At 47.4% G+C, this 21,570-nt stretch carries 21 protein-coding genes; 7 read left to right on the top strand and 14 right to left on the bottom strand.

Annotated elements, in window-relative coordinates; all coding sequences use genetic code 11:
- The first annotated feature begins 52 nt into the window (after positions 1 to 52).
- Together recG and J8Z23_RS00760 are read left to right on the top strand one after the other, a co-directional pair.
- Positions 53 to 2,134 (top strand): ATP-dependent DNA helicase RecG, encoded by a 2,082-nt coding sequence (gene recG, locus J8Z23_RS00765; RefSeq protein WP_432599236.1) that lies wholly within the window; start codon positions 53 to 55, stop codon positions 2,132 to 2,134.
- A 233-nt stretch (positions 2,135 to 2,367) separates the two neighbouring features.
- Positions 2,368 to 3,756 carry a uracil-xanthine permease family protein gene (locus J8Z23_RS00760; protein ID WP_434634461.1) on the top strand — a complete coding sequence of 463 codons (1,389 nt, stop codon included), beginning with the start codon at positions 2,368 to 2,370 and terminating at the stop codon, positions 3,754 to 3,756.
- Between the two features lie 72 nt (positions 3,757 to 3,828).
- Here the strand turns inward: J8Z23_RS00760 and envZ are convergent, their stop codons facing one another.
- The 5 genes from envZ to J8Z23_RS00735 form a co-directional block, all read right to left on the bottom strand.
- Complete coding sequence (gene envZ, locus J8Z23_RS00755; RefSeq protein ID WP_434634458.1) at positions 3,829 to 5,121, bottom strand: two-component system sensor histidine kinase EnvZ; 1,293 nt, start codon at positions 5,119 to 5,121, stop codon at positions 3,829 to 3,831.
- A gap of 102 nt (positions 5,122 to 5,223) precedes the next feature.
- Positions 5,224 to 5,943 (bottom strand): osmolarity response regulator transcription factor OmpR, encoded by a 720-nt coding sequence (ompR, locus tag J8Z23_RS00750; protein WP_005394960.1) that lies wholly within the window; start codon positions 5,941 to 5,943, stop codon positions 5,224 to 5,226.
- A gap of 129 nt (positions 5,944 to 6,072) precedes the next feature.
- Positions 6,073 to 6,468 (bottom strand): DUF1090 domain-containing protein, encoded by a 396-nt coding sequence (locus tag J8Z23_RS00745; protein WP_005394961.1) that lies wholly within the window; start codon positions 6,466 to 6,468, stop codon positions 6,073 to 6,075.
- A gap of 105 nt (positions 6,469 to 6,573) precedes the next feature.
- Positions 6,574 to 7,065 carry a transcription elongation factor GreB gene (gene greB / locus J8Z23_RS00740; RefSeq protein WP_005394962.1) on the bottom strand — a complete coding sequence of 164 codons (492 nt, stop codon included), beginning with the start codon at positions 7,063 to 7,065 and terminating at the stop codon, positions 6,574 to 6,576.
- A gap of 117 nt (positions 7,066 to 7,182) precedes the next feature.
- Positions 7,183 to 9,063, bottom strand: coding sequence for an ATP-dependent zinc protease family protein (locus J8Z23_RS00735; protein WP_124007334.1), 1,881 nt, complete (start codon positions 9,061 to 9,063; stop codon positions 7,183 to 7,185).
- A gap of 229 nt (positions 9,064 to 9,292) precedes the next feature.
- On the opposite strand from J8Z23_RS00735, the gene J8Z23_RS00730 reads away from it, so the two are divergent.
- The gene (locus J8Z23_RS00730) at positions 9,293 to 11,614 is read left to right on the top strand and encodes a Tex family protein (RefSeq protein ID WP_268853802.1); all 2,322 of its coding nucleotides are present in this window, start codon (positions 9,293 to 9,295) and stop codon (positions 11,612 to 11,614) included.
- An 88-nt stretch (positions 11,615 to 11,702) separates the two neighbouring features.
- Here J8Z23_RS00730 and J8Z23_RS00725 read toward each other — a convergent pair whose 3' ends face one another.
- Positions 11,703 to 12,167, bottom strand: coding sequence for a hypothetical protein (locus J8Z23_RS00725; RefSeq protein WP_005379316.1), 465 nt, complete (start codon positions 12,165 to 12,167; stop codon positions 11,703 to 11,705).
- Between the two features lie 124 nt (positions 12,168 to 12,291).
- Positions 12,292 to 13,059 carry a pimeloyl-ACP methyl ester esterase BioH gene (bioH, locus tag J8Z23_RS00720; protein ID WP_006741796.1) on the bottom strand — a complete coding sequence of 256 codons (768 nt, stop codon included), beginning with the start codon at positions 13,057 to 13,059 and terminating at the stop codon, positions 12,292 to 12,294.
- Positions 13,060 to 13,143: 84 nt separating this feature from the next.
- On the opposite strand from bioH, the gene J8Z23_RS00715 reads away from it, so the two are divergent.
- From J8Z23_RS00715 to cysQ, 4 genes are all read left to right on the top strand, one after another.
- Complete coding sequence (locus J8Z23_RS00715; RefSeq protein WP_048624616.1) at positions 13,144 to 13,869, top strand: amidophosphoribosyltransferase; 726 nt, start codon at positions 13,144 to 13,146, stop codon at positions 13,867 to 13,869.
- Positions 13,870 to 13,966: 97 nt separating this feature from the next.
- The gene (gene nfuA, locus J8Z23_RS00710; protein WP_005394968.1) at positions 13,967 to 14,551 is read left to right on the top strand and encodes a Fe-S biogenesis protein NfuA; all 585 of its coding nucleotides are present in this window, start codon (positions 13,967 to 13,969) and stop codon (positions 14,549 to 14,551) included.
- Between the two features lie 176 nt (positions 14,552 to 14,727).
- Entirely contained in the window at positions 14,728 to 15,297 is a 570-nt protein-coding gene (gene nudE, locus J8Z23_RS00705; RefSeq protein ID WP_005379309.1) for an ADP compounds hydrolase NudE, read from the top strand.
- 44 nt (positions 15,298 to 15,341) lie between these two features.
- Positions 15,342 to 16,169, top strand: coding sequence for a 3'(2'),5'-bisphosphate nucleotidase CysQ (cysQ, locus tag J8Z23_RS00700; protein ID WP_005394972.1), 828 nt, complete (start codon positions 15,342 to 15,344; stop codon positions 16,167 to 16,169).
- A gap of 302 nt (positions 16,170 to 16,471) precedes the next feature.
- Here the strand turns inward: cysQ and J8Z23_RS00695 are convergent, their stop codons facing one another.
- The 7 genes from J8Z23_RS00695 to J8Z23_RS00665 are packed head-to-tail and all read right to left on the bottom strand — an operon-like array spanning position 16,472 to position 21,559.
- Positions 16,472 to 17,233 (bottom strand): type II secretion system protein N, encoded by a 762-nt coding sequence (locus J8Z23_RS00695; RefSeq protein ID WP_006741793.1) that lies wholly within the window; start codon positions 17,231 to 17,233, stop codon positions 16,472 to 16,474.
- Position 17,234: 1 nt separating this feature from the next.
- Positions 17,235 to 17,726: a type II secretion system protein M gene (locus tag J8Z23_RS00690; protein ID WP_237312147.1), complete on the bottom strand. Its 492-nt coding sequence runs from the start codon at positions 17,724 to 17,726 to the stop codon at positions 17,235 to 17,237.
- A 7-nt stretch (positions 17,727 to 17,733) separates the two neighbouring features.
- Positions 17,734 to 18,936: a type II secretion system protein GspL gene (gene gspL, locus J8Z23_RS00685; RefSeq protein ID WP_005394975.1), complete on the bottom strand. Its 1,203-nt coding sequence runs from the start codon at positions 18,934 to 18,936 to the stop codon at positions 17,734 to 17,736.
- Positions 18,905 to 19,915, bottom strand: coding sequence for a type II secretion system minor pseudopilin GspK (gspK, locus tag J8Z23_RS00680; RefSeq protein ID WP_237309221.1), 1,011 nt, complete (start codon positions 19,913 to 19,915; stop codon positions 18,905 to 18,907). Before gspK ends, gspL begins: the two co-directional genes overlap by 32 nt.
- Complete coding sequence (gene gspJ / locus J8Z23_RS00675) at positions 19,908 to 20,585, bottom strand: type II secretion system minor pseudopilin GspJ (protein ID WP_006741790.1); 678 nt, start codon at positions 20,583 to 20,585, stop codon at positions 19,908 to 19,910. Before gspJ ends, gspK begins: the two co-directional genes overlap by 8 nt.
- Positions 20,572 to 20,961 carry a type II secretion system minor pseudopilin GspI gene (gene gspI, locus J8Z23_RS00670; protein WP_167310321.1) on the bottom strand — a complete coding sequence of 130 codons (390 nt, stop codon included), beginning with the start codon at positions 20,959 to 20,961 and terminating at the stop codon, positions 20,572 to 20,574. The genes gspJ and gspI overlap by 14 nt, the downstream gene beginning before the upstream one ends.
- Positions 20,948 to 21,559, bottom strand: a complete 612-nt coding sequence (locus J8Z23_RS00665) for a prepilin-type N-terminal cleavage/methylation domain-containing protein (RefSeq protein ID WP_041852874.1) — start codon at positions 21,557 to 21,559, stop codon at positions 20,948 to 20,950. Before J8Z23_RS00665 ends, gspI begins: the two co-directional genes overlap by 14 nt.
- Positions 21,560 to 21,570: the final 11 nt, after the last annotated feature.

Genomic DNA, 21,570 nt, shown 5'->3' with positions numbered 1-21,570 from the left:
CACAGCTCCATGGTTAACATACTGCTATGTTAACCATTTTCTTGAGCCCTCTATGTCCGCCCAAATGTTATCTGCCGTCCCATTAACCTCCCTTTCTGGGGTTGGCGCGAAAGTCGCAGAAAAACTCGCCAAAGTTGGCTTACATAGCGTTCAAGATTTGCTGTTTCATCTTCCACTGCGCTACGAAGATCGTACCCGTATTTATCCTATTGCTAAACTTCATGCCGGCCTTTGGGCGGCCGTGCAAGGCAAGGTCATGGCAGTCGACACCATCTTCGGTAAGCGCAAAATGCTAACGGTAAAAATCAGCGACGGTAATGGCACTATCACGCTGCGCTTTTTCAACTTTACCGCAGCCATGAAGAACAATTTCACGCAAGGTAAGTTAGTACATGCTTACGGTGAAATTAAGCGCGGTGGCATGGGCTTGGAAATTGTTCATCCTGACTACAAGTTTTACGTCAGCGAGCAAAAGCCCGATGTAGAACAGAGCTTAACCCCTGTTTATCCCACTACAGATGGTTTACGCCAAATCACATTGCGCAACCTTACCGAACAAGCTTTAGCGCTGCTTGATAAAACCGCAGTGCAGGAATTACTTCCAGCCGGGCTGTATGACCATCAAATCACGATGTCGCAAGCGCTGCACACCATTCATCGCCCACCACCAACCATTAATTTAGATGAGTTTGACGAAGGCAAACATCCTGCTCAAATCCGCTTGATCATGGAAGAGTTGCTCGCACAAAACTTATCGATGCTGGCGGTGCGTAGCAAAGGCCAGAAGGATTCAGCGTTACCTCTCGGTCCTTGCAATAAACTAAAAACGCAGCTTTTAGCCCAACTGCCTTTCTCTCCTACGAACGCTCAAACCCGAGTAGTACAAGAGATTGAAACCGATTTAGAAAAACCCCACCCAATGATGCGCCTAGTGCAAGGTGATGTGGGATCGGGGAAGACGTTGGTTGCCGCTCTGGCCGCCGTTCGTGCCATTGAGCACGGCTATCAGGTGGCACTCATGGCACCAACCGAACTATTGGCTGAGCAACACGCGATCAACTTCGCCAACTGGTTTGAAACAATGGGCATTCAAGTCGGTTGGTTAGCGGGCAAACTCAAAGGTAAGGCAAAGGAAGCCGAGCTGGCTCGCATTGCCAGTGGTGAAGCGCAAATGGTAGTGGGTACTCACGCGCTATTCCAAGAGCACGTCGAATTTCATCACCTTGCTTTGGTCATCATTGATGAACAGCACCGCTTCGGTGTTCATCAGCGATTAGAATTACGTGAAAAAGGCGCTAAACAAGGCGCCTACCCACATCAGTTGATCATGACGGCAACGCCTATTCCTCGCACCTTAGCGATGACCGCTTACGCCGACCTGGAAACTTCCGTGATTGACGAACTGCCACCGGGTCGAACGCCGATTCAAACCGTCGCCATTCCTGACACAAAACGTGACGACATCGTCGAGCGTGTCCGAAATGCCTGTTTAAACGAAGGTAAGCAGGCATATTGGGTGTGTACTCTGATTGATGAGTCGGAAGTATTAGAAGCACAAGCCGCGGCTGATACCGCTGAAGAGCTTCAACGTAAGCTACCGGACGTAAAAATTGGTCTAGTACACGGCCGAATGAAGCCGGCAGAGAAACAAGCGGTGATGCAAGATTTCAAAGACAATAAACTGCATTTGCTGGTCGCAACAACAGTGATTGAAGTTGGCGTGGATGTGCCAAACTCTAGCTTGATGATCATAGAAAACCCTGAACGTCTTGGTTTGGCACAATTACACCAGTTGAGAGGTCGCGTGGGCCGAGGTTCCGTTGCTAGCCATTGTGTGCTGCTGTACCACTCTCCACTGTCGAAAACCGCGCAAAAACGTCTCGGAGTACTACGTGAAAGTAACGATGGTTTCGTCATTGCACAAAAAGACTTAGAGATTCGTGGCCCAGGCGAACTCTTGGGTACAAAACAGACTGGTCTTGCTGATTTCAAAATCGCAGACTTAGTTCGAGATCAACGTCTGATTCCCGAAGTTCAGCGCATTGCGCGTCATATTCATGACAATTACCCGACTAACGCAACAGCAATTATTGATCGCTGGTTGGGTGAGCGGGATATTTACTCCAAAGCATAGTGATTAAAAGCGAGCCAAATGGCTCGTTTTTTAATACGCTAAAAACCAAAGCAATCGTTTGCTTTTTAGGTAGATCTCTCTATAATCGCGCACAAATTTTTAAGTGTGTTGCATCACACTCCACCAACCTGAGTTGACTCTGATTAACAGCAATCACAGGTAACGACGTCAACTCCACCCTGCTCTCCCATTCAGCGAGATCTGGGAATATATTGCGACTAGCGAGACAAACAATGACAACTTCAAACCGATCTTCGGAACTGGTCTATCAACTCAATGATCGACCACCTTTACCTCAAACCATTTTTGCCGCACTTCAGCACTTATTGGCGATGTTCGTCGCGGTTATCACTCCGTCACTGATCATCTGTCAGTCTTTGGGTGTACCAGCAGACCAAACGAATACCATCATCAGCATGTCTTTATTTGCGTCAGGCGTGTCTTCGTTTATTCAAATTCGCACCTTTGGCCCAATTGGCTCTGGTTTACTCTCTGTTCAAGGCACCAGCTTTAACTTTTTAGGTCCTATTATTGGTGCAGGCCTATCGCTGAAAGCAGGTGGAGCAGACATCAGCACCATGATGGCAGCCATTTTTGGTACAATTTTAGTCGCATCATTTGCAGAGATTTTCCTATCTCGCGTATTAGAGCATGCTCGTCGCATTATCACTCCGCTCGTTTCAGGCATTGTCGTCACTCTTATCGGTCTCACACTGATTCAAGTCGGCTTAGTATCAATGGGCGGTGGCTACGCGGCATTAAATGAAGGAACCTTCGGCAGCTTAGACAAACTTGCTCTGGCTGGGACGGTACTTGGATTAATTGTGATTTTAAACCGCTCGAAAAACCCATATATCCGTGTGGCTTCGATTGTGATTGCGATGCTGGTAGGCTACATCATGGCGTATTTTATGGGGATGGTAGATACTTCTCAGCTAGGCACAACCGAGATCGTAGCACTGCCCGTACCAATGCAATATGGCTTATCGTTTGACTGGTCTCTGTTCATTCCGCTGGTGCTGATTTTCTTTATTACCGCACTAGAAGCCATCGGCGATATTACCGCCACATCCGAAGTGTCTGGCGAGCCAGTCAAAGGCCCTGTGTACATGAAACGCATTAAGGGGGGTGTACTAGCAGACGGCTTAAACTCTGCAATCGCAGCCGTGTTTAACAGTTTCCCGAACTCCACCTTTAGCCAGAATAACGGCATCATCATGCTAACAGGAGTTGCGAGCCGTTACGTGGGTTACTTTATTTCTGGCATGTTAGTGATTCTTGGCTTGTTTCCTGGTGTCGCTAGCTTTGTTCAGCTGATTCCTGAGCCAGTACTTGGTGGCGCAACGATTGTCATGTTTGGTACGATTGCTGCCGCTGGTGTGCGTATTATCTCTCGTATTGAGCTCGATCGCCGCGCAATTCTGATCATGGCCTTATCCTTCTCAATGGGGCTTGGTATCGCGCAAAAACCAGAGATTCTGCAATTCATGCCAGAATTTATTAAGAGTATTTTCTCCACTGGCGTTGCTGCAGGTGGTATCACAGCGATCATTTTAAATCTACTTCTGCCAGAGAAACTGGAAGACGAAGATGAACTTCCTCAGGAAGTGAAAGAGTCTTAAGATTATTGAGAATAAGAAAAGCCCAACCTATTTAGGTTGGGCTTTTTGTTTTAAAGGGTGCGGGCCATCGACTTACTTGGTAGGAAAGCTGATTTGAGCGATTAAACCGCCTTCACTGCGATTACGCATCACCACAGAGCCTGAGTGCTGGCTGATTATACGCTTTACTATCGCCAGCCCAAGCCCTGTACCTTCACTGCCGCGAGCTGTATCACCACGCGTAAAGGGTTCAAATAATTTTGCGATTTGAGAATGCTCGATACCCGGTCCGTTGTCTTCTACCGATATCCACACTAGCTGCTTATCTGCCGTCACACCGGTACTGATTTTGACCCAGCCATTGCCATAACGTAGCGCATTCACAACTAAATTACTGATCGCCCGCTTAATCGCAATCGCGCTTCCTTTGGCTGGTGGCAGGTTAGGATTAAGATCCGTTTCAATTTCAACCTCATAGCCACCTTCAGAACTGGCGACGTCACTGGCAATCGTACTGATATCAACCGCTTCAAACGATTCTTGGTTCACCGGTTTGAGGTAATCCATAAACTGACTGATGATCTCATTACATTCTTCCGTATCGCTAATGATCCCCTCCGCAAGATAGCTGTCCTCGGGAGACATCATTTCTGTCGCTAAGCGAATGCGCGTCAGCGGTGTTCGCAAGTCATGGCTAATCCCCGCCATTAATAGGGCGCGATCTTCTTCGAGCTCCTGAATGCCTTTGGACATTTGATTAAACGCTCGGGTTACAGAGCGAATTTCCGATGCGCCTTTTTCTGCCAACGGTGGCGGGATTTCACCTCGACCGACGTCTTTCGCGGCTCTCTCTAAAGCCAAAAGTGGGCGGTTTTGTAAACGAATAAACAACCAACCACCAGCAATGATCAGCAGCGCCATAATCAAGCTGTTACGAAACAGCGGTGCAAAATCTTCTTCTTGCAGCTCAGATAAAGGAATACGAATGATGGAGTTCGGCAACTTTTCGATGTGCATCCACAAGATGTAACTTTCATCACCAAGCAATAAGCGCACTTCGGTCGGCGAACCTAGCTCTTGGCTCATTTCTTCAGACATCAAATCAATCGACATCGCGTGATGAAATTCAACCGCTTTATCGCTGTCGAGGCTGTGAACCGTCACCCCCAGCCTTTCTAATAACTGACGTCTCAGCGGTGCATCAGATTTTAATGGCCCTTCATCATCAAGCACCAAATTAAGCTCATGGGCGAGAATTTTATTGAACTGCTGCAAACTCGGCATCAACGCGTAGTTAAAAACGGCGTAGTAAGAGAAAACTTGGCTAGCGAGAAGCAAAGAGATGAACAGCAGAATAGATTGTGTCAGTGAACTTCGGATGCGCATGGAACGTTCCTGGTGGTCCTAATCGCGAAATTTCAGCCTTCGAAGGGAAGGACTTGAAGGCTGAAGTTGCTATAGCCAAGTGCTGGCTATGGAGTGAGGAGATTACACCTCTTTGCCGTCTGGGACGAAAACGTAACCTAACCCCCACACGGTTTGAATGTAGCGTGGCTTGCTCGGATCGTCTTCTAACATGCGACGCAAACGTGAGATTTGCACGTCAATAGAACGTTCCATCGCAGAATATTCACGGCCACGTGCCATGTTCATCAATTTGTCTCGTGACATCGGCTCTCGCGCATTCGTCACGAGCGCTTTCAGGACAGCAAACTCTCCTGAGGTCAGTGGCATTGCCTCGTCACCGCGAAACATCTCGCGTGTGCCTAGATTGAGTCGGAACTCACCAAACTCCACTACTTTTTCTTCGGTGCTTGGCGCACCCGGCAACTCTACGGTTTGACGGCGTAGTACGGCTTTAATGCGAGCGAGTAATTCACGTGGGTTAAATGGTTTTGGCAAATAATCATCCGCCCCCACTTCCAGACCCACAATACGGTCCACTTCATCACCTTTCGCGGTGAGCATTAAGATTGGCAGCATGTTGTTCGCGTGGCGTAAACGACGACAAATCGACAAACCGTCTTCACCTGGCAACATTAGGTCTAGCACCATTAAGTGAAAGTTTTCGCGCGTTAGTAGGCGATCCATCTGTTCGCCATTGGCGACACTTCGGACCTGAAAACCTTGCTCAGAAAGGTAACGCTCCAATAGAGCACGTAAACGAGCATCGTCATCAACCACTAAAATTTTATGATTTTCTTGCATTGAAACATCCTTTCAGAAGCATCTATTGTCGAAAATGTATCACTGTTTTTCCTAACGTGCTCAAGCAAATTGTTACTCTTTTTATCTTAAGCGCTTTATTCTCTCTCTAGCAGGTATTTTCAGCACCTACTATTGACCATAATTCCATTCCAGTTCACGTTTGGCCTCAAGTAACTCTTGCTGTGCCTCAGCCAATTTGTGACGTTTTTTCTCGATTTTGTCTGCTTTCCCTGAACGCTGCGCTTCCGCTAATTCTTGCTCACGCTCCTCAACGTCTCGCGCCTTTTCGTCCACTTCCGCTTGCAGTTCTTGACGCAGTTCACCTTCCGAACATTCATTCTGGATAGCGGTAAGTGCCTGTTCTAAGCCTTTAATTCGATGTTCATTACCTTGTGCTTTCGCATACTCAAGCTGCTGTTCTACCGCTAACTCTTTGGCGTCACAGCCTTTCACTTCATCTTGAGCAAAAACTGATAGTGAGAATCCTATTGTTAGTGCAGCGCTACACATGACTGCTTTGTTCATTTTACTTCTCCGATAAAGGCACCATGCCTTTGTATCCAATAAACTGACGTTGAGACTCAAGTCACTTCTAGTGAACTCCAAAAGACTTGAATCGGTGATAAAGCCTCAGTCTTCCAAGGCTGGTTTGTTGTATTCAATCGAGTTAATGAACCACTCTTTTTCACCTTCTGGGGTGCGTACCGTGAATTCTTCATCCACTTGCTTTTTCAACATCGCTCGCGCCATAGGTGAATCGATAGAGATGTAGTCTTTCGCATCTCCATAAATCTCTTCAGGCCCAACTATGCGGAACTTCTTCACCTCTCCTGCCTCATTTTCTATTTCAACCCAAGCACCAAAAAAGACTTTGCCTTCTTGCTGCGGAGAATAGTCAACGATCGTGACTTCAGGCAGAAACTTGCGAAGAAATCGAACACGACGATCGATCTGACGAAGCAGACGTTTGTTGAAGGTGTAATCCGCATTTTCTGAGCGATCGCCCAGGCTCGCCGCCCAAGTGACGATTTTGGTGATTTCAGGACGCTTTTCATTCCAAAGGTAATCATGCTCTTGTTTGAGTTTGTTATAACCTTCACGGGTAATCAGCTTAGTTTTCAAGTTAACTCCTATCTCAACTAAAAAATGCCGCTCTTGAGCAGCATTAAGGAGATGATATACCCAAAGCACTGGCTTCGTTCGGGCTTTGGGTATCAAGATAATAAGGCGGCCAGAGTGCTACTTTTCGTAATCTGGTTTTTGCGTCACGATGTAATTCGTATCACTCGAAACAACCGCGCCATGTTTTAGGAAGTTTTTACCTAAAATCATGCTGTAATGGAAGCGACCTCGGTCTTGCAGATTGACTCGGATCTTCTTCTCTAACTCGCCAAGTTTAACGTGCATTTCTACTACCGGCCGTTCGTTGGCCTTTTCTCCTTTTTTGGCCGTTATACGCATGACATCCACCACCTCACGGGTAAACGCCTTGGTCATGCCTAGATCGTTTTCATAAGTAAAGCTCACCATATCTTTACCGTCTTTTTGAAAGCGCTTGATGTCCTTGGCATTAATCGAGCTCACGTCAGCACCAGTGTCCAATTTAACAGGGAAAGACATCCCTTCCACTTCAGCCACTTCGATATGACCAGCTTTGAAAAGTGGCCTTGCATCTAGTAAATGGTCGGCGCGAGTATTCAGCAGCACACCGCCTTTGGCGATGTCATGACCAAAAACGAAAAATGGTTGCGTCTCGTCTTCATCTAGCACATCGAGTGCAAATTCCATTGATGTCTCTTTGCTACCGAAAAGGAAATCGCCATCAACAACGGGACGCACAGTGCTACCCACTTTGAGCTTTTTCACCACGGGCTTGGTAATTTTTTCTTCTTTACCCTCATCGTTCATTAAATAAAACGTGACGGATTCATCCTTACCTTTTTCTGTTACTTCAAAGCCATTTACACGCAGTAATGGCGTTTTCACCGTAAACGTGGGGTAAGCAGGAACGGTATAACCATCAATGGTGACTTGTTCTTCCGGTGAAATCACAAGGGGCTTTGACTTGAGTGCGCTCTTGAACGTTTTTTCAACACCGCCCAATAGGTTTTCTCTGTCGGTATCAATCACAAAGTGTTGGCTCGCGACATCCTGACCCAAACGAATTTGTGAACTGAACTTACTGCGGTCACGCAAATAGACTAACCAACGTTGAGTTTCGTTTTCGTCGATTTTCACTGGTAAGTAGACCAACGGACGCTCGCTCTTGGTGGTTTTCAGCATGCGTACCAAAGGTAACGTCATTGGGTGGCGCTTGCCGTTTTCACCTTCTAGCGTGAAAGAAACTTCATTGTTCTTTTTATCAACCTTGATATCCAGTGCGTGAACGTTGGTGTAGCGGCTGGTGGTTGAGATGCTGATCTTGTATGGCACACCCTCGACTTCAACCGTCTCTTTTTTGCCGATCATTTTTGCGCTTGGTTGCTCTTGAAGATAGTCGTAGCCAGCGAATACCCACGCATTGTTATCGAGATAGGTTTTACCAATCAAGATAGGAGAAGAGAATTGCGTGCGCTTGGTCAGGTTCACTTCTGTATCAACGGTGTGGCCTGCAATCGTCATCGGCATTTTTATCGTCGGGCGTAAAATAGGCTTTTTGCTTGTTCGACTACGAATAGCGCTCACTCGCTCCAGATCATCGGTAATCTGTATTTCTTTTCCTGTGTAAGGATGAGGAACCGTAAAGCTCACCTTCACTTGATATGGTTTAAAAGTATCGGCATCCCACTTCGCCTTCGTCCCACCTAAATCATCGACAATCGCCCACAACAACTCGTTGTCTTTCAAGTTCTGGTAGTCGGGATGAGAGCTACTGACATGGATGTTCTCTGCATGCATAGACGTGGTGTCAGCACCAGTATCAATCTTGCCAATAAATGGTACCGCTTTTAGCTCTGGAATATCACTGTAGTAAACGCTCTCCACTCGTCCAAGCACCAACTTGTCATCAAGCTGATATACAGGGTCTTGTGTGGTTGCTGATATGGATTGTGCCCAACTAAGCGGGGCGACAAGTAAGGCACTCGTAAGCGCTAACGCCAAAGACATTTTTTTCATCATGATTATCCGTATAAGCCGAGGTACATTTAGTTGTATCAATAACCGTGGATATAGGTTAGTCGATAGTTGCGGATATAAGTTCTCAATTTAATTACAGTTTTGACACAAATCTGACTGATGTCCACCAGCGCCCGGTAAATTTTTGTCTCGTTAATTTAAAACATTGCAAATTCTTCGAACGACCCCAATGTTCTATACAACCCAAACCGAATTGAAAGAGAAAACACGGATGAGCCAAGCTATCTGTCGTATGATTGCTCAAGAACTGAATGTTCGCCCTGAGCAAGTCAACGCCGCTGTCACCCTAATTGATGACGGTAACACCGTCCCTTTTATTGCACGTTACCGCAAAGAGGTGACGGGTGGCCTTGATGATACCCAACTGCGTACTCTGGACAGCCGTCTGTCTTACCTTCGTGAAATGGATGACCGCCGTCAAACCATTCTCAAATCGATCCAAGAGCAAGGCAAACTGACGCCTGAGCTTGAGCAAGAAATTATTCAAGCCGATAGCAAGACTCGTCTTGAAGACCTTTACTTACCTTACAAACCTAAACGCCGCACTAAAGGCCAAATCGCCATTGAAGCCGGCCTAGAGCCGCTAGCTGACATGCTGTGGAATCATCCGCAAACCGAGCCAGAAAGCGAAGCAAGTAAATATCTTGATGCCGACAAAGGCATCACAGATACCAAAGCCGCCCTAGACGGTGCCCGAGCGATCATCATGGAACGCATTGCTGAAGACGCAAACTTACTGGAAAAAATCCGTAACCACTTAAATCGTAATGCGGAACTTGTCTCACGCGTCGTTGAAGGAAAAGAGCAAGAAGGTGAGAAGTTCAAAGATTACTTCAATCACAACGAACCGCTGAGCAAAGTCCCTTCTCACCGTGCACTTGCGATGTTGCGCGGCCGCAATGAAGGCTTCCTGACTTTAGCCATGAACGCTGATCCAGAGCAGGAAGAAGGTGCTCGCCAATCTTACTGTGAAACCATCATTGCCGACCATTATGGCGTGACGTTAAGTAGCGCACCAGCAGATGCATGGCGTAAACAAGTGATCAGCTGGGCATGGCGCATCAAAGTATCGATGCACATGGAAACCGAGCTAATGGGCGCAATGAAAGAGCGTGCTGAAATTGAAGCGATTGAAGTATTTGCGACCAACCTAAAAGATTTGTTGATGGCGGCGCCGGCAGGCCCTCGTGCAACACTTGGTCTCGATCCTGGTCTGCGTACCGGTTCAAAAATCGCGGTTGTCGATTCAACGGGTAAAGTTCTGGCTACAGAAACCATCTACCCTCACCCTCCGCAAAAACAATACGACAAATCAGCGCAAATCGTTGACCAGTTAGTGCGTAAGTACAACGTGGATTTAATTGCGATTGGTAACGGCACGGCTTCTCGTGAAACCGATAGCTTTGTCGAAGACGTAATCAAACGCGGCAACCTAAAAGTTCAGAAAATCATCGTCAGCGAAGCAGGCGCATCGGTGTACTCGGCCTCTGAGCTCGCAGCGAAAGAGTTCCCGAATATGGACGTATCACTGCGTGGTGCAGTGTCGATTGCGCGTCGTTTGCAAGATCCATTGGCTGAGCTCGTGAAAATCGATCCGAAATCGATCGGTGTGGGTCAATACCAGCACGATGTAAGCCAATCTATGTTGGCAAAACGCCTAGATGCGATTGTGGAAGACTGTGTAAACGCGGTTGGGGTTGATGTGAACACGGCCTCTGCCGCACTATTAACGCGCGTAGCAGGCTTATCAAGCACCATCGCGCAGAACATTGTCGACTTCCGCGACGAAAATGGCCGCTTCGAAGCACGTACGACGTTGAAGAAAGTACCTCGCTTGGGTCCTAAAGCGTTCGAACAGTGTGCTGGCTTCCTACGTATTATGGACGGCAAGAACCCACTTGATGCTTCAGCGGTCCACCCGGAAGCGTACCCAGTAGTCAAAGCAATTGCTGAGAAAAACAGCAAAGACATCAAGGCACTGATTGGTGACTCAGCATTCCTCAAAGGCTTACACGCTGTGGACTATACCGATGAACACTTTGGTGTCCCAACGGTTACCGATATCATCAAAGAACTGGATAAACCGGGTCGTGACCCACGTCCTGAATTCAAGACCGCTACGTTTGCAGAAGGCGTAAACTCAGTTTCTGATCTAGAACCGGGTATGATACTAGAAGGCGTGGTCTCTAACGTAGCCAACTTTGGTGCCTTCGTCGATATCGGTGTTCACCAAGATGGTCTGGTCCACATTTCTGCGCTGACTGACCGCTATGTTTCTGATCCACGTGAAGTCGTGAAAGCAGGTGACATCGTCAAAGTAAAAGTGATGGAAGTGGACGTACAGCGTAAGCGTATTGGTCTATCGATGCGTTTGAACGACGAGCCGGGTCAAGATAACCGTAGCCAACGCTCTTCAGCCGCACCACGTCGTAATGACCAAGCACAACGTCGTCAGCCTCGCCGCGATGAGTCTTCATCGAACAGTGCAATGGGCGGTGCTTTTGCGGCGGCGTTTGCTAAAGCGAAAAAGTAACCTTACCTAGGTTTCACTGCTAAAAAGAAAACGCTCCAATCAGTTCAATCTGCTTGGAGCGTTTTTGTTTGAGTAGGATATTGAGTCGTCATAATACTGCTATCACTTCTGACGGGGTATGGGGAGCGACTGCATGACCATAATGAAACTTGATCACCTTCCTGCGCTTTTCCATTAATCCTTCATTGATCGCAGCATCCAAAATGCGCTTTGGTAAGCGAAAACGAATTGCGTAGCCCTTACCTTGGTCTTCACTGTACGACTTGAGCGCAAGCAAACTAAAAAGCCGTTCTAGTGTATCTTCCGGCTCTTCTTGATAACGCGTGTCGACTTCTGTTTCCATGTCATAATCAGGATGCTCTGAAGGATCCCAAGAAGACTGACGTCGGCGCTTGTCATCACCTTTTACTTTTCGCTCTGCATTGGTTTTGGCCAATGCGACCGTTGGCGTCACAGGCTCTCGGACTTTATTGTCGCGAGCTGCTTGTTCCGTCTGCACATTCACGGATGGGGCGATCAGTGGCACACTTACGTTGGTCGGTGACACAATCATTGCGAACCCTCCTCAGAGCCGCCCAACTCGTCAATATGGCTTAGCTTTATTGGCTAATAAAACCTCACCAACCTTTATATCGACCACTTTTTAAACAGCTTGAGCTTTTTCCGCTTGTATTTGATTAATCGTGAGCAAACTCTCGAATTTGGGCACAAAACTCGTCATGTTCGGTCATAAAGGGCGCATGAGAGGACTGATTGAAAACAAACTGCTGAGTATGAGGTAACTGTTCACTTAAATCATTCGCCACTTTAATCGGCACCAATCCATCCAAACGACCATAAAGACGCAGCATTGGTACAGAAAGAGACGTCAATGCATCGCGCAGATCCACATCAGCAAGGATGTTTAGCCCAACCAACAGCGACTCAGGGTTTGGCTGAGGGCGCGACAGTACCGCTTGCTTGAGTTGTTTCACATCTTTGCGTGCAGATGGACTACCCATCGCTTGCAACGCCATAAAGCGCTCAATGGTCAGTGAAAAATCTTCTAACAACTGAGAGGTGAATGCGCTCAGTACATTCGGTTGAATACCGCGCCAAGGCTTCTCTGCGGCAAATTTTGGTGAACTGGCGACGGTGATCAACTTAGTCACACGCTCGGGCATGTTTAAAGCGACATGCGTCGCCACTAAGCCTCCGAGGGACCAGCCAAGCCAAATCGCTTTCTTTGGCGCACTTTGCGCGACCAAGTTAGCAATATGGTCTAAATCTTCACCATGATGCTCGGCACTGTGTCCGTAGCCCGGAAGGTCAACAACATGAACACGGAAATCGGTTTGAAGTGATTCGACGGTTTGCTGCCAAACCGCGCCATTCATACCCCAACCATGTAACAACACCAGATCAGGTCCTTCACCAAACGACTGCCAATGTAATTTCGTGCTCATGCTCTCAATCTCTCCCACTAATTTTATTCCCTACGCCATCAGCCAAGCGTTAGGCTGAGTAAAATATCACCATGAATAAGCGCTATGTTATCTCATCACTGGCAAAACATCATGCATCGTGTGTTGAGCAGTCAATGCGGTCTGTGTCGATTCCCGATTCAAACACCAAACCACACGCATGCTCTGCGTTGGTGTGAGCACTGTTTACAACACCTAACTCCAATCAAGCGATGCCAACGTTGCGGTTTAACGTTACAGAAAGAAGAAATGAGTACGGGTAGTATTTGTGGTGAATGCCTTTCAGAACCACCGCCATGGCAAAGACTATATACGTTAGGCGATTACGACTTTCCCCTTTCACGGGAAGTACAACGCTTTAAAGATCATGGAGAGTCTTGGCATGTAAAAGCACTAACCCAGCAACTGGCGCAGCGCATTACAACACCAGCCCCAATCATTACCAGTGTGCCACTGCACTGGCAGCGCTACCTGCGCCGGGGGTTTAATCAAAGTGATGTTTTAGCCCGACATTTAGCCCAGCAATTGCAGACCAATTTTGATGCGAAGGTCTTTCGCCGGGTCAGACTCGCCCAATCACAGCGTGGTAATACCAAAGCAAGCCGTGAACAAAACTTAAAAGGCGCGTTTGTTCTCAATAAGCGACCGCCATCTTCCCACGTTGCCATCGTCGATGATGTAGTCACCACAGGCAGTACCGTCCGACAATTATGTCATTTACTACTTGAAGTTGGCGTAGAAAGCATCGATATTTACTGCATCTGCAGAACACCTGCTCCTCGTTCTCTCTAGATCGCTTCGCCATGCCTTAGCATCAAAAAGACTAGACCCATACGTCAACAAGAGTAGAATAGCAGCAGTAACCTACAAATTTACTCGGGTATTCGTCGTGTCAAATATTACTATTACAGAAACTGCGCAAACGCATTTCGCTAACCTTTTAGGTCAACAGCCTGAAGGGACTAACATTCGTATTTTCGTTGTGAACCCAGGTACACAAAACGCTGAGTGTGGCGTGTCTTACTGCCCACCAGAAGCAGTAGAAGCGACCGACACTGAAATCCCTTACAGCGGTTTTTCAGCTTACGTGGATGAGCTAAGTCTGCCATTCCTTGAAGACGCTGAAATCGATTTTGTTACCGATAAAATGGGCTCTCAGCTAACGCTAAAAGCTCCGAACGCTAAAATGCGTAAAGTTGCGGACGACGCGCCACTGGTTGAGCGCGTTGAATACGTTATCCAAACTCAAGTCAACCCACAGCTTGCTGGCCACGGTGGTCACGTAAACTTGGTTGAGATCACTGAAGACGGCATTGCTATTGTTGCATTTGGTGGCGGCTGTAATGGCTGTTCTATGGTTGACGTAACACTAAAAGAAGGCATCGAGAAAGAACTGCTAAACCAATTCGTTGGTGAACTCACCGCTGTTCGTGATGCAACAGAACATGACCGTGGTGATCACTCTTACTACTAAGAGTAAATACGGTCAGAAAATGGGAGGCTTCGGTCTCCCATTTTTGTATCGATACTGAGGTGATGCTGAGATGCTTAGCTCGACTCGTAAAATCCGCTAGAAACTCAGGCGGAGTTCTCATATATTAAGAATCTTACGCATCTCGTAAACGCCAACGACACCAAGGAGCCAGCGTCATGCCGAAACGAACCCCACCAGAGATACTCTCATGCCAGACGGTTGCAAAATCCAAACTGTTTGCTGTGGAAGCGCTCGACCTTCGTTTTTCCAATGGTGAGCATCGTACTTATGAGCGTATGAAGCCAAGTGGACGAGATGCTGTAATGGTGGTTCCTGTAACAGAACAAGGCGATTTATTACTGGTGCGTGAATACGCCGCTGGAACTGAACGTTACGAGCTAGGTTTCCCAAAAGGGCTGATTGACCCAGGAGAAACACCACACCAAGCTGCGGATCGTGAGTTAAAAGAAGAAATCGGCTTTGGCTGCAATCAGCTGACTCCGTTGAAACAAGTTATCCTCGCGCCGTCTTACTTTTCGAGCAAAATGACTCTATTTTTAGGACAGGCGCTTTATCCAGAGAAGCAAGAAGGCGATGAGCCTGAGCCACTGGAAATTGTGCGTTGGCCACTTGCGCAAGCCGAAGAGTTATTAACTCACATGGATTTCTGTGAAGCACGAAGCATCACCGCGCTAATGTTGGCACTGAAACACTTACCAAACACCACTCACAAACATAACCAATAACGGTCATGAGAACCGAATAATACTGTGAGTAAGGACTATCACTTATGCCAATGACAAAAGATCTATCTCACCTGCTTCCTCAAGTCATCGAAATTGCCCGTAGTGCCGGGCAAATGATCCTCGAAATATATGAAAAAAAACAGTACGAGGCCTACACAAAAAGTGACGAGACTCCGGTAACAAGCGCAGATATCGCGGCTCACAAGCTCATCACAGAACGCTTGAGTGAACTCACACCCGACATTCCCGTATTGTCAGAAGAAGACGCAGACATCAGCCTCGAGCAACGAGCTCAGTGGGAACGGTATTGGTTAGTCGACCCTCTCGATGGTACTCAAGAATTCATCGCTCGCAGCGGCGACTTTGCGACTATTATTGCACTGGTCGACAACAACAAACCAACCATGGGGGTCGTTTATGGCCCAGTCTCTGGCGTGACTTATTACGCTTATAGTGGCAAAGGTGCTTGGAAAATTCCCGATATGTCGGACAGCGTAAAAATCCATACGCACAAACACGAGCAGCCAGGGCAAAGCATCGCGATTGCCATTAGCCGCCGTCAAGATATCAATCGCATCACTAGCCGCATGAGCAGTGCTTGGAATTACGATTTAATTCCGCTCGGCTCTGCGGCATTAAAAGCGTGTCTTGTTGCAGAAGGCGCTGTGGATTGCTATCTCAGACTAGGCCCAACAGGTGAGTGGGACACCGCCGCAACACAGTGCATTGTTGAAGAAGCGGGCGGACGCATTCTCAGCACGCAATTGGAGCCGCTGTCATATAACGAGCGTGAAACGCTAGAAAACCCAAACTTTATTGTGCTTGGTGACGCGGATTTACCTTGGAATGAGATTTTACAACGCAAAGATTAAGCGCTCTATCCGTAAATTTTAGCGCCTAAATGCTAGCAATTGAAAGGCCACGAATATGTTCGTGGCCTTTTCTTTTTGACCTGTTTGTACAGCGTTAGGAGCATTTGGCCTACTATGTTCCAATCGCTTAAAGTGCTGAACACAAGAGAACAGATCCCTTAAAAATCAGAATCTTAGAATTGCATTCTATTATCACCACGATCTTTGTACAGCGAATAGAGGGTTTCGCCTACTATGATCCAAAAGCAAAAAGAGCTGCACAATCGCAGCTCTTTTAGAATTTTGTTTTTTGTCACGATAGGTTAGAAGCGACCTTGGTAATTAAACTCGTATTGACCTTGAGGGTTCGGCTTGCCCAACCATTTCAATTGCTCACTCATGCTGGATGGGAACTCAGCTCCTGGCTTAAACCAGGCTTTGGTTGAGTATCGCTGATTAGGCATAAGCTCTGCTGAGAACGCCGCTGAGACTTGTTTACTGCTTTGCTCACCAGTCGCTGTCAACACACTGTCCTGACAGTTTAGATCGGCAATCACAGGACCGAGTTCAAGGCTACCAACAGGGCTTTGAATACCACTGGCATTCCATACCAAAGTGCCTTCACCATTCTTACACCAAGGCGCGGCATAAGTCGCATGACGAATATTTAACTCAAGTTGCCCATCAACGCCGACGGGCACAGGGAGACGTGCTTGCTCCACAACTTTTACTGCCGGGATCGAGGCAACTAAGTTTTTGGCATAAGGGCCATCACTCAAGCTATAGCCAACAAAACCGCGACCACGAACGTCCATTTCACTACCACGACCAAAGCGTACGGCAAACTCAGCTTTACCAGTTAGTAAACTCGACCATTGGAAATCCCAATTAACTTCTCCAAGGTTCTGGCGCTGCCAACGAACACTAGAAGCTTGACCTTGCCATACAGAGCCATTGGCACCCTGAATGTCTAGTCCTCTCACGGTTGGTGCTTGCTGTAACACCCAAGAAACGGGTAATCCCATTAAAAGACTGACTGAAAAAAAGACGATAAAGATAACAACGTAAAGTACTGCTCGCTTCACCTTAACCTCGCTTAAACTGAAGGCGGTTCACATCAATCATGCCCGCTTGATCCGTTCGGTCGATATCTAAAAATTCGACTTCAATACCCTGTTGCTCTTTCAAGTAACGTAACCAATCCACCAGCTGATTAAACGCGAGTGGTTTGATCCACACCTGAACACTCTCATTGCGAGGTTGTACTCGAATCAACTCAACTTTATAACGACGGGCTGAAGAAGAAACCAGTTGATTCAACGGTTGGCTAGAGTAGCTCACACCGCTGCTTTTGCGCAGTGCAGTAATGCCATCCGCTTTATCTTGTACCCAAGCCAGCAACTGTTTTTCACTTTGAATGCGTGATTGAGCTAGCTCCGCACGTTGGCTCATTGGCTGTAGCAATCCCCAATAAACAATGCCGATAACGGCAATAGCGCCACATCCCATGACCAAACGCTGCTCACGCTGAGAGATGCTGCTCCACCAAACCTGAGCTTGAGAAATTAAGTTTTTCATCATCACCTCACAAACGCTTCAAAACAAAGCTGCCAACCACAACGTTATCGCTACGGTTCAGCTGTCCTTGCTCAACATTAAACTTCTCTGCCAATTTCACACGAGCCTGCTCAAAAGGTTGGAAGTCTGAACTGCGAGCTTGAATTCGCACTTCGCCACGTTGACCATCATATTTAAAGCTGGTGATTTCCAAATCGCTGACCTGACCCAGTGTCGCGGGCAGTGCCGCCAACCAAGACAACATCGCCTGCTGACCGCCACCACCAGATAAGCGGCGCTCTTCATCATCCATTTGTCGTTTGAGATAACTAACGGTAGGAATTCGTCGTTTATTCGGGAACACCTGGCGGAAAATACGCTCACTCTCCTCACGATACGCTTGTGCTTGTGCTTCGTACTTGTGGACGACGAGCAACTGCTGCGCAACCATAACAACGATAAGCACGCCCGCAGCAATGGTGGCTTTTTGCCAGAGCTTCCAGTATTTACCCCAAGAAGATTTAGGCTTGAAGATCCCGGTCAGCAAATTGACTTTGCTTTCTGTAACCCCCTTCGCCAGTAACCCCATGGTCATTTCTTCTGGCTGCGGCTCCCATACTTCAGGTAACGCAGATTCAGGGACTGAGCTATAGCAATCGAGCTTCCAACCTTCATGATTTTGTAGATAAGAAGAGAGGTAAAGGTCTAACCAAGAAGCATCGACAACCGCACCCTCTGTCGCTGAGTGACGAATCAACCATTGATCACCAAGCATCGCGGCACTGCTATGCTCTCCCTGAACAGGTAACGCAAGCACATCTGGCAAGATGCGTTTGATGGTGATGCCTTGGCTTGAAAAACGCTGCAATACGGTCTGAATCCAAGCGCGTTCAACAGCGCACACTTGCGCTTTATCCGCTTGTTTACCTAACACGGTAAAGTGAAGGCCATCAACGTCCTGCGCGACTTCATCTTCCACGAGGTACGGTAACATCGCGTCGAACTGACGTGTTGCGCCAGGCGGTATATCCACTTGCGTCAAGACCACATCATTACTCGCCAATAGCGCCACAACTTGGCGCTGACCTGCATAAGAGATCAACTCATCTAAGTGTTCCCATCCGGCGATTTCACCGCTGGCAATCACTTCCTGTTGATCTGTCGACCACACCACCCAAGGAATGGTACTTTGTTGTTCGCTACTCAGCCGAACGGTCAGAAACTCGCTCACTGATCCCTCCAAAACGACGGCGAACTACGGTCACCGTCTCTCTATTTGTACTTTGCAAAAGGCTTCGGATACGTACACGTGATTCATCCACCAACACTTGTGCATCCAATTCAAAAAAGGCGCTATCCACACCCAAATAGCCTTTGGCGTTTTTCTTTACATCTTCACTTAAGCCAGCCATTTCTGACTCTGCTAAAAATTCATCAATGCTATCCCACCCATCAAATGGGCGTTTTTCAATTAGCTGAATCGCATCACTACTGCTTAAGTTTGGTGAGAACATTGCCACCAAAATCGGAGCTTGCTCGACTTCAATCGTATTTACGTTTAAACGCCAATCATCACTAGGCAATGCGCAGATTAGCGGTTCCAATTTTTGGAAAATCTCACCACTCACCTGATAAACCGCTCGCAACTCGGTGGCATCTGCCATCCAGCCATTTGACGCTAAATACGCGGGTTTCATCGCTTCATATGTGCTGTCTTCGACCCCGGTTGTGGAGCGAACGGTGTCATCAGCATCAATGTATTCCCAGGTAGAGTCTGCAATGATTTCTGCCTGATACGACTCCACATCCGCTTCTTCCAATAAACGCTGCAGCACATTGACTAAATACGGTCTTGCGATTTGCTGTCCCGTCGGTTGCACACGGCTCAATACATTGAGGTTAAAGCACGCTTGTTTGTCTCTAATTCGTCCCGCCGCTTGACCATAATCTAGCGGATAGACTTGTTCTTTTATTGCCCACGGCTGACTCATATTGATCGTATCGGTGTCTTTGTAGCTTTGCTCGATACCGACTTTTGCCAACGCCTCTACCCCAAGGCTATACCAATACGCTTGCTGGTAGTTAACTTGATTGGCGCCCCGCTGAAACTGCAAAAACAAACGCTCCGACATACTGGCGGCAACTGTCGCCATAATCGCCAGTAACATCAGCACAATAATCAAAGCGACACCACGCTGACGATTAACCATTATTGCTGCCTCCTGAACTTCCTTCTTTCTGACTCAATGTGCCATCAGGAGTCAGATAAGTGCGGGCAATCTCTCCATAATCTTTTAGAGTAAGGATCACAGAAACCGCTTTCGGTAGCGATTTTTCATCATCCCACTCTTTTTTCCATTGTTTACCATCGTAAAAACGCATATCAAACGATTCGACCTGCGTCAGCAATGGGGTAACGATGCCTTGTTGACCCACTGGCGTGTCAGGGTAGCGCCACCATACTCGTTGTAATGTTTCTTCTTTTAAACGATAGCCAACCTTAGTGACCTCCCCTCGGGGAAACTGCTGTTGAGGGTTGTGCCATCCTAAGCGAGCAAACATTAGCCCTTTAGTGTCGGAGTCGAGCAAGTAATCTGACCAAAAAATCAGTTGGCTCGCGGGCTCTTCACCATTTGTCCGCGTTTGGCGCATCGCCATTTGACGAAAGTCATTATCCATCATCACCATGGCGCGCTGAATTTCATTTAAGCGCTGAGTTCGCTCTTGTGATAGTGCATTGCTGCGCTGCACTTGCGATACCACTTGATACGCGGCGACACTTAAACTGGCAAAGATGGCAATCGAGACCAACACTTCAATAAGTGTAAAACCTTTTGCCAGTTGGCGCTTACTTGCGCGTGGATTCTTATTGCGCCACATAACTTCGCACCGTCACGACTGGGCTCGCGTTTTTCTCTACCGCGACACTCACATCAAATGCTTTCAGCAATGGCTGCGTGGTGGCAACAGGCGTGATTTTCCAGTACCAAGTGCGCCCAGCCAGCTCTTCTGTGCCGTTCTTTACTTTAAGTTCACTGGTACTCAACATCACGTTGGCCATCTGATTATCCACAACCATGGCTGCAAACATTTTTTCTTCTAAATAACTGATCGTATTAATATGCTGGCTCACCGAGCGAATGACGCTGATGGCAGCGGTGGCGAAAATAGCCAGTGCGACCAATACTTCCAGTAGTGTCATGCCTCTCGTCCGGCGATGACTCCAATGTGGGCGAGCTTGCTTAGAATTGCGCATTCTCATCCTCTTTCACTTCTTCGCCCGGCGCTAGTAACAAGATTTGTCCACTTTCTTTTCCGATGACTCGCCACCCGTCATTAAAGGCGTCACCATTTTGCGGAAAAAAAGACAGAGTAAATGGCGTAACTTCTGCACTGGAAAAGATAAACACTTGCGGTGGCTTAACTTTCTTTTCGTCGTCGTCTTCTTCAGCGAACATGTCTTCATCAAAAAGAGAACCAGGTTTGAATAGGCGATCATCATTATCCCAAGCACCGCCACCTAGCTCGAGCAGTAGCGTAATGTCATCTTCCAACTTGGTTTTGCTCGGAATCTGCTTTAACTCCAGAGGCTGCCAACCTTCCGCGGTCAAACTCAGTAGAGCGTACGTCGATTTAGCATCATCCACTCGAACGCCAAAGTCTTTACCGCTTAGTACGGCCTCTTCGTTAAGCAGCTGTAAACGCTGAAAAAAGCTTTGAGCATACTGTTTGGAAAGATCTTTTTGGCTGGTCGGTAATGTCGAGATCACGGCCACTGCCGTGAGAGATAGCAAAACCAGCACCAATAGAATTTCTATCAATGTAAAACCATTGTGTTTTCGCATTTGCTTCATTAGTGCTGGCT

It is taken from the genome of Vibrio sp. SCSIO 43086 (assembly GCF_051132235.1).
Lineage (GTDB): Bacteria > Pseudomonadota > Gammaproteobacteria > Enterobacterales > Vibrionaceae > Vibrio > Vibrio diabolicus.
Note: the sequence above shows the minus strand (reverse complement) of the source record. Positions and strands in the feature narration are given on the sequence as shown.

Coding starts and splice junctions, on each gene's coding strand:
- recG (WP_432599236.1), top strand. CDS start 53: ATGTCCGCCCAAATGTTATCTGCCGTCCCATTAACCTCCCTTTCTGGG.
- ompR (WP_005394960.1), bottom strand. CDS start 5,943: ATGCAAGAAAATCATAAAATTTTAGTGGTTGATGACGATGCTCGTTTA.
- J8Z23_RS00745 (WP_005394961.1), bottom strand. CDS start 6,468: ATGAACAAAGCAGTCATGTGTAGCGCTGCACTAACAATAGGATTCTCA.
- cysQ (WP_005394972.1), top strand. CDS start 15,342: ATGCCAATGACAAAAGATCTATCTCACCTGCTTCCTCAAGTCATCGAA.
- bioH (WP_006741796.1), bottom strand. CDS start 13,059: ATGAGCACGAAATTACATTGGCAGTCGTTTGGTGAAGGACCTGATCTG.
- envZ (WP_434634458.1), bottom strand. CDS start 5,121: ATGCGCATCCGAAGTTCACTGACACAATCTATTCTGCTGTTCATCTCT.
- J8Z23_RS00760 (WP_434634461.1), top strand. CDS start 2,368: ATGACAACTTCAAACCGATCTTCGGAACTGGTCTATCAACTCAATGAT.
- J8Z23_RS00725 (WP_005379316.1), bottom strand. CDS start 12,167: ATGATTGTGTCACCGACCAACGTAAGTGTGCCACTGATCGCCCCATCC.
- gspK (WP_237309221.1), bottom strand. CDS start 19,915: ATGGTTAATCGTCAGCGTGGTGTCGCTTTGATTATTGTGCTGATGTTA.
- J8Z23_RS00665 (WP_041852874.1), bottom strand. CDS start 21,559: ATGAAGCAAATGCGAAAACACAATGGTTTTACATTGATAGAAATTCTA.
- J8Z23_RS00690 (WP_237312147.1), bottom strand. CDS start 17,726: ATGAAAAACTTAATTTCTCAAGCTCAGGTTTGGTGGAGCAGCATCTCT.
- J8Z23_RS00730 (WP_268853802.1), top strand. CDS start 9,293: ATGAGCCAAGCTATCTGTCGTATGATTGCTCAAGAACTGAATGTTCGC.
- J8Z23_RS00735 (WP_124007334.1), bottom strand. CDS start 9,063: ATGATGAAAAAAATGTCTTTGGCGTTAGCGCTTACGAGTGCCTTACTT.
- J8Z23_RS00715 (WP_048624616.1), top strand. CDS start 13,144: ATGTTATCTCATCACTGGCAAAACATCATGCATCGTGTGTTGAGCAGT.
- gspI (WP_167310321.1), bottom strand. CDS start 20,961: ATGCGCAATTCTAAGCAAGCTCGCCCACATTGGAGTCATCGCCGGACG.
- gspJ (WP_006741790.1), bottom strand. CDS start 20,585: ATGTGGCGCAATAAGAATCCACGCGCAAGTAAGCGCCAACTGGCAAAA.
- nudE (WP_005379309.1), top strand. CDS start 14,728: ATGCCGAAACGAACCCCACCAGAGATACTCTCATGCCAGACGGTTGCA.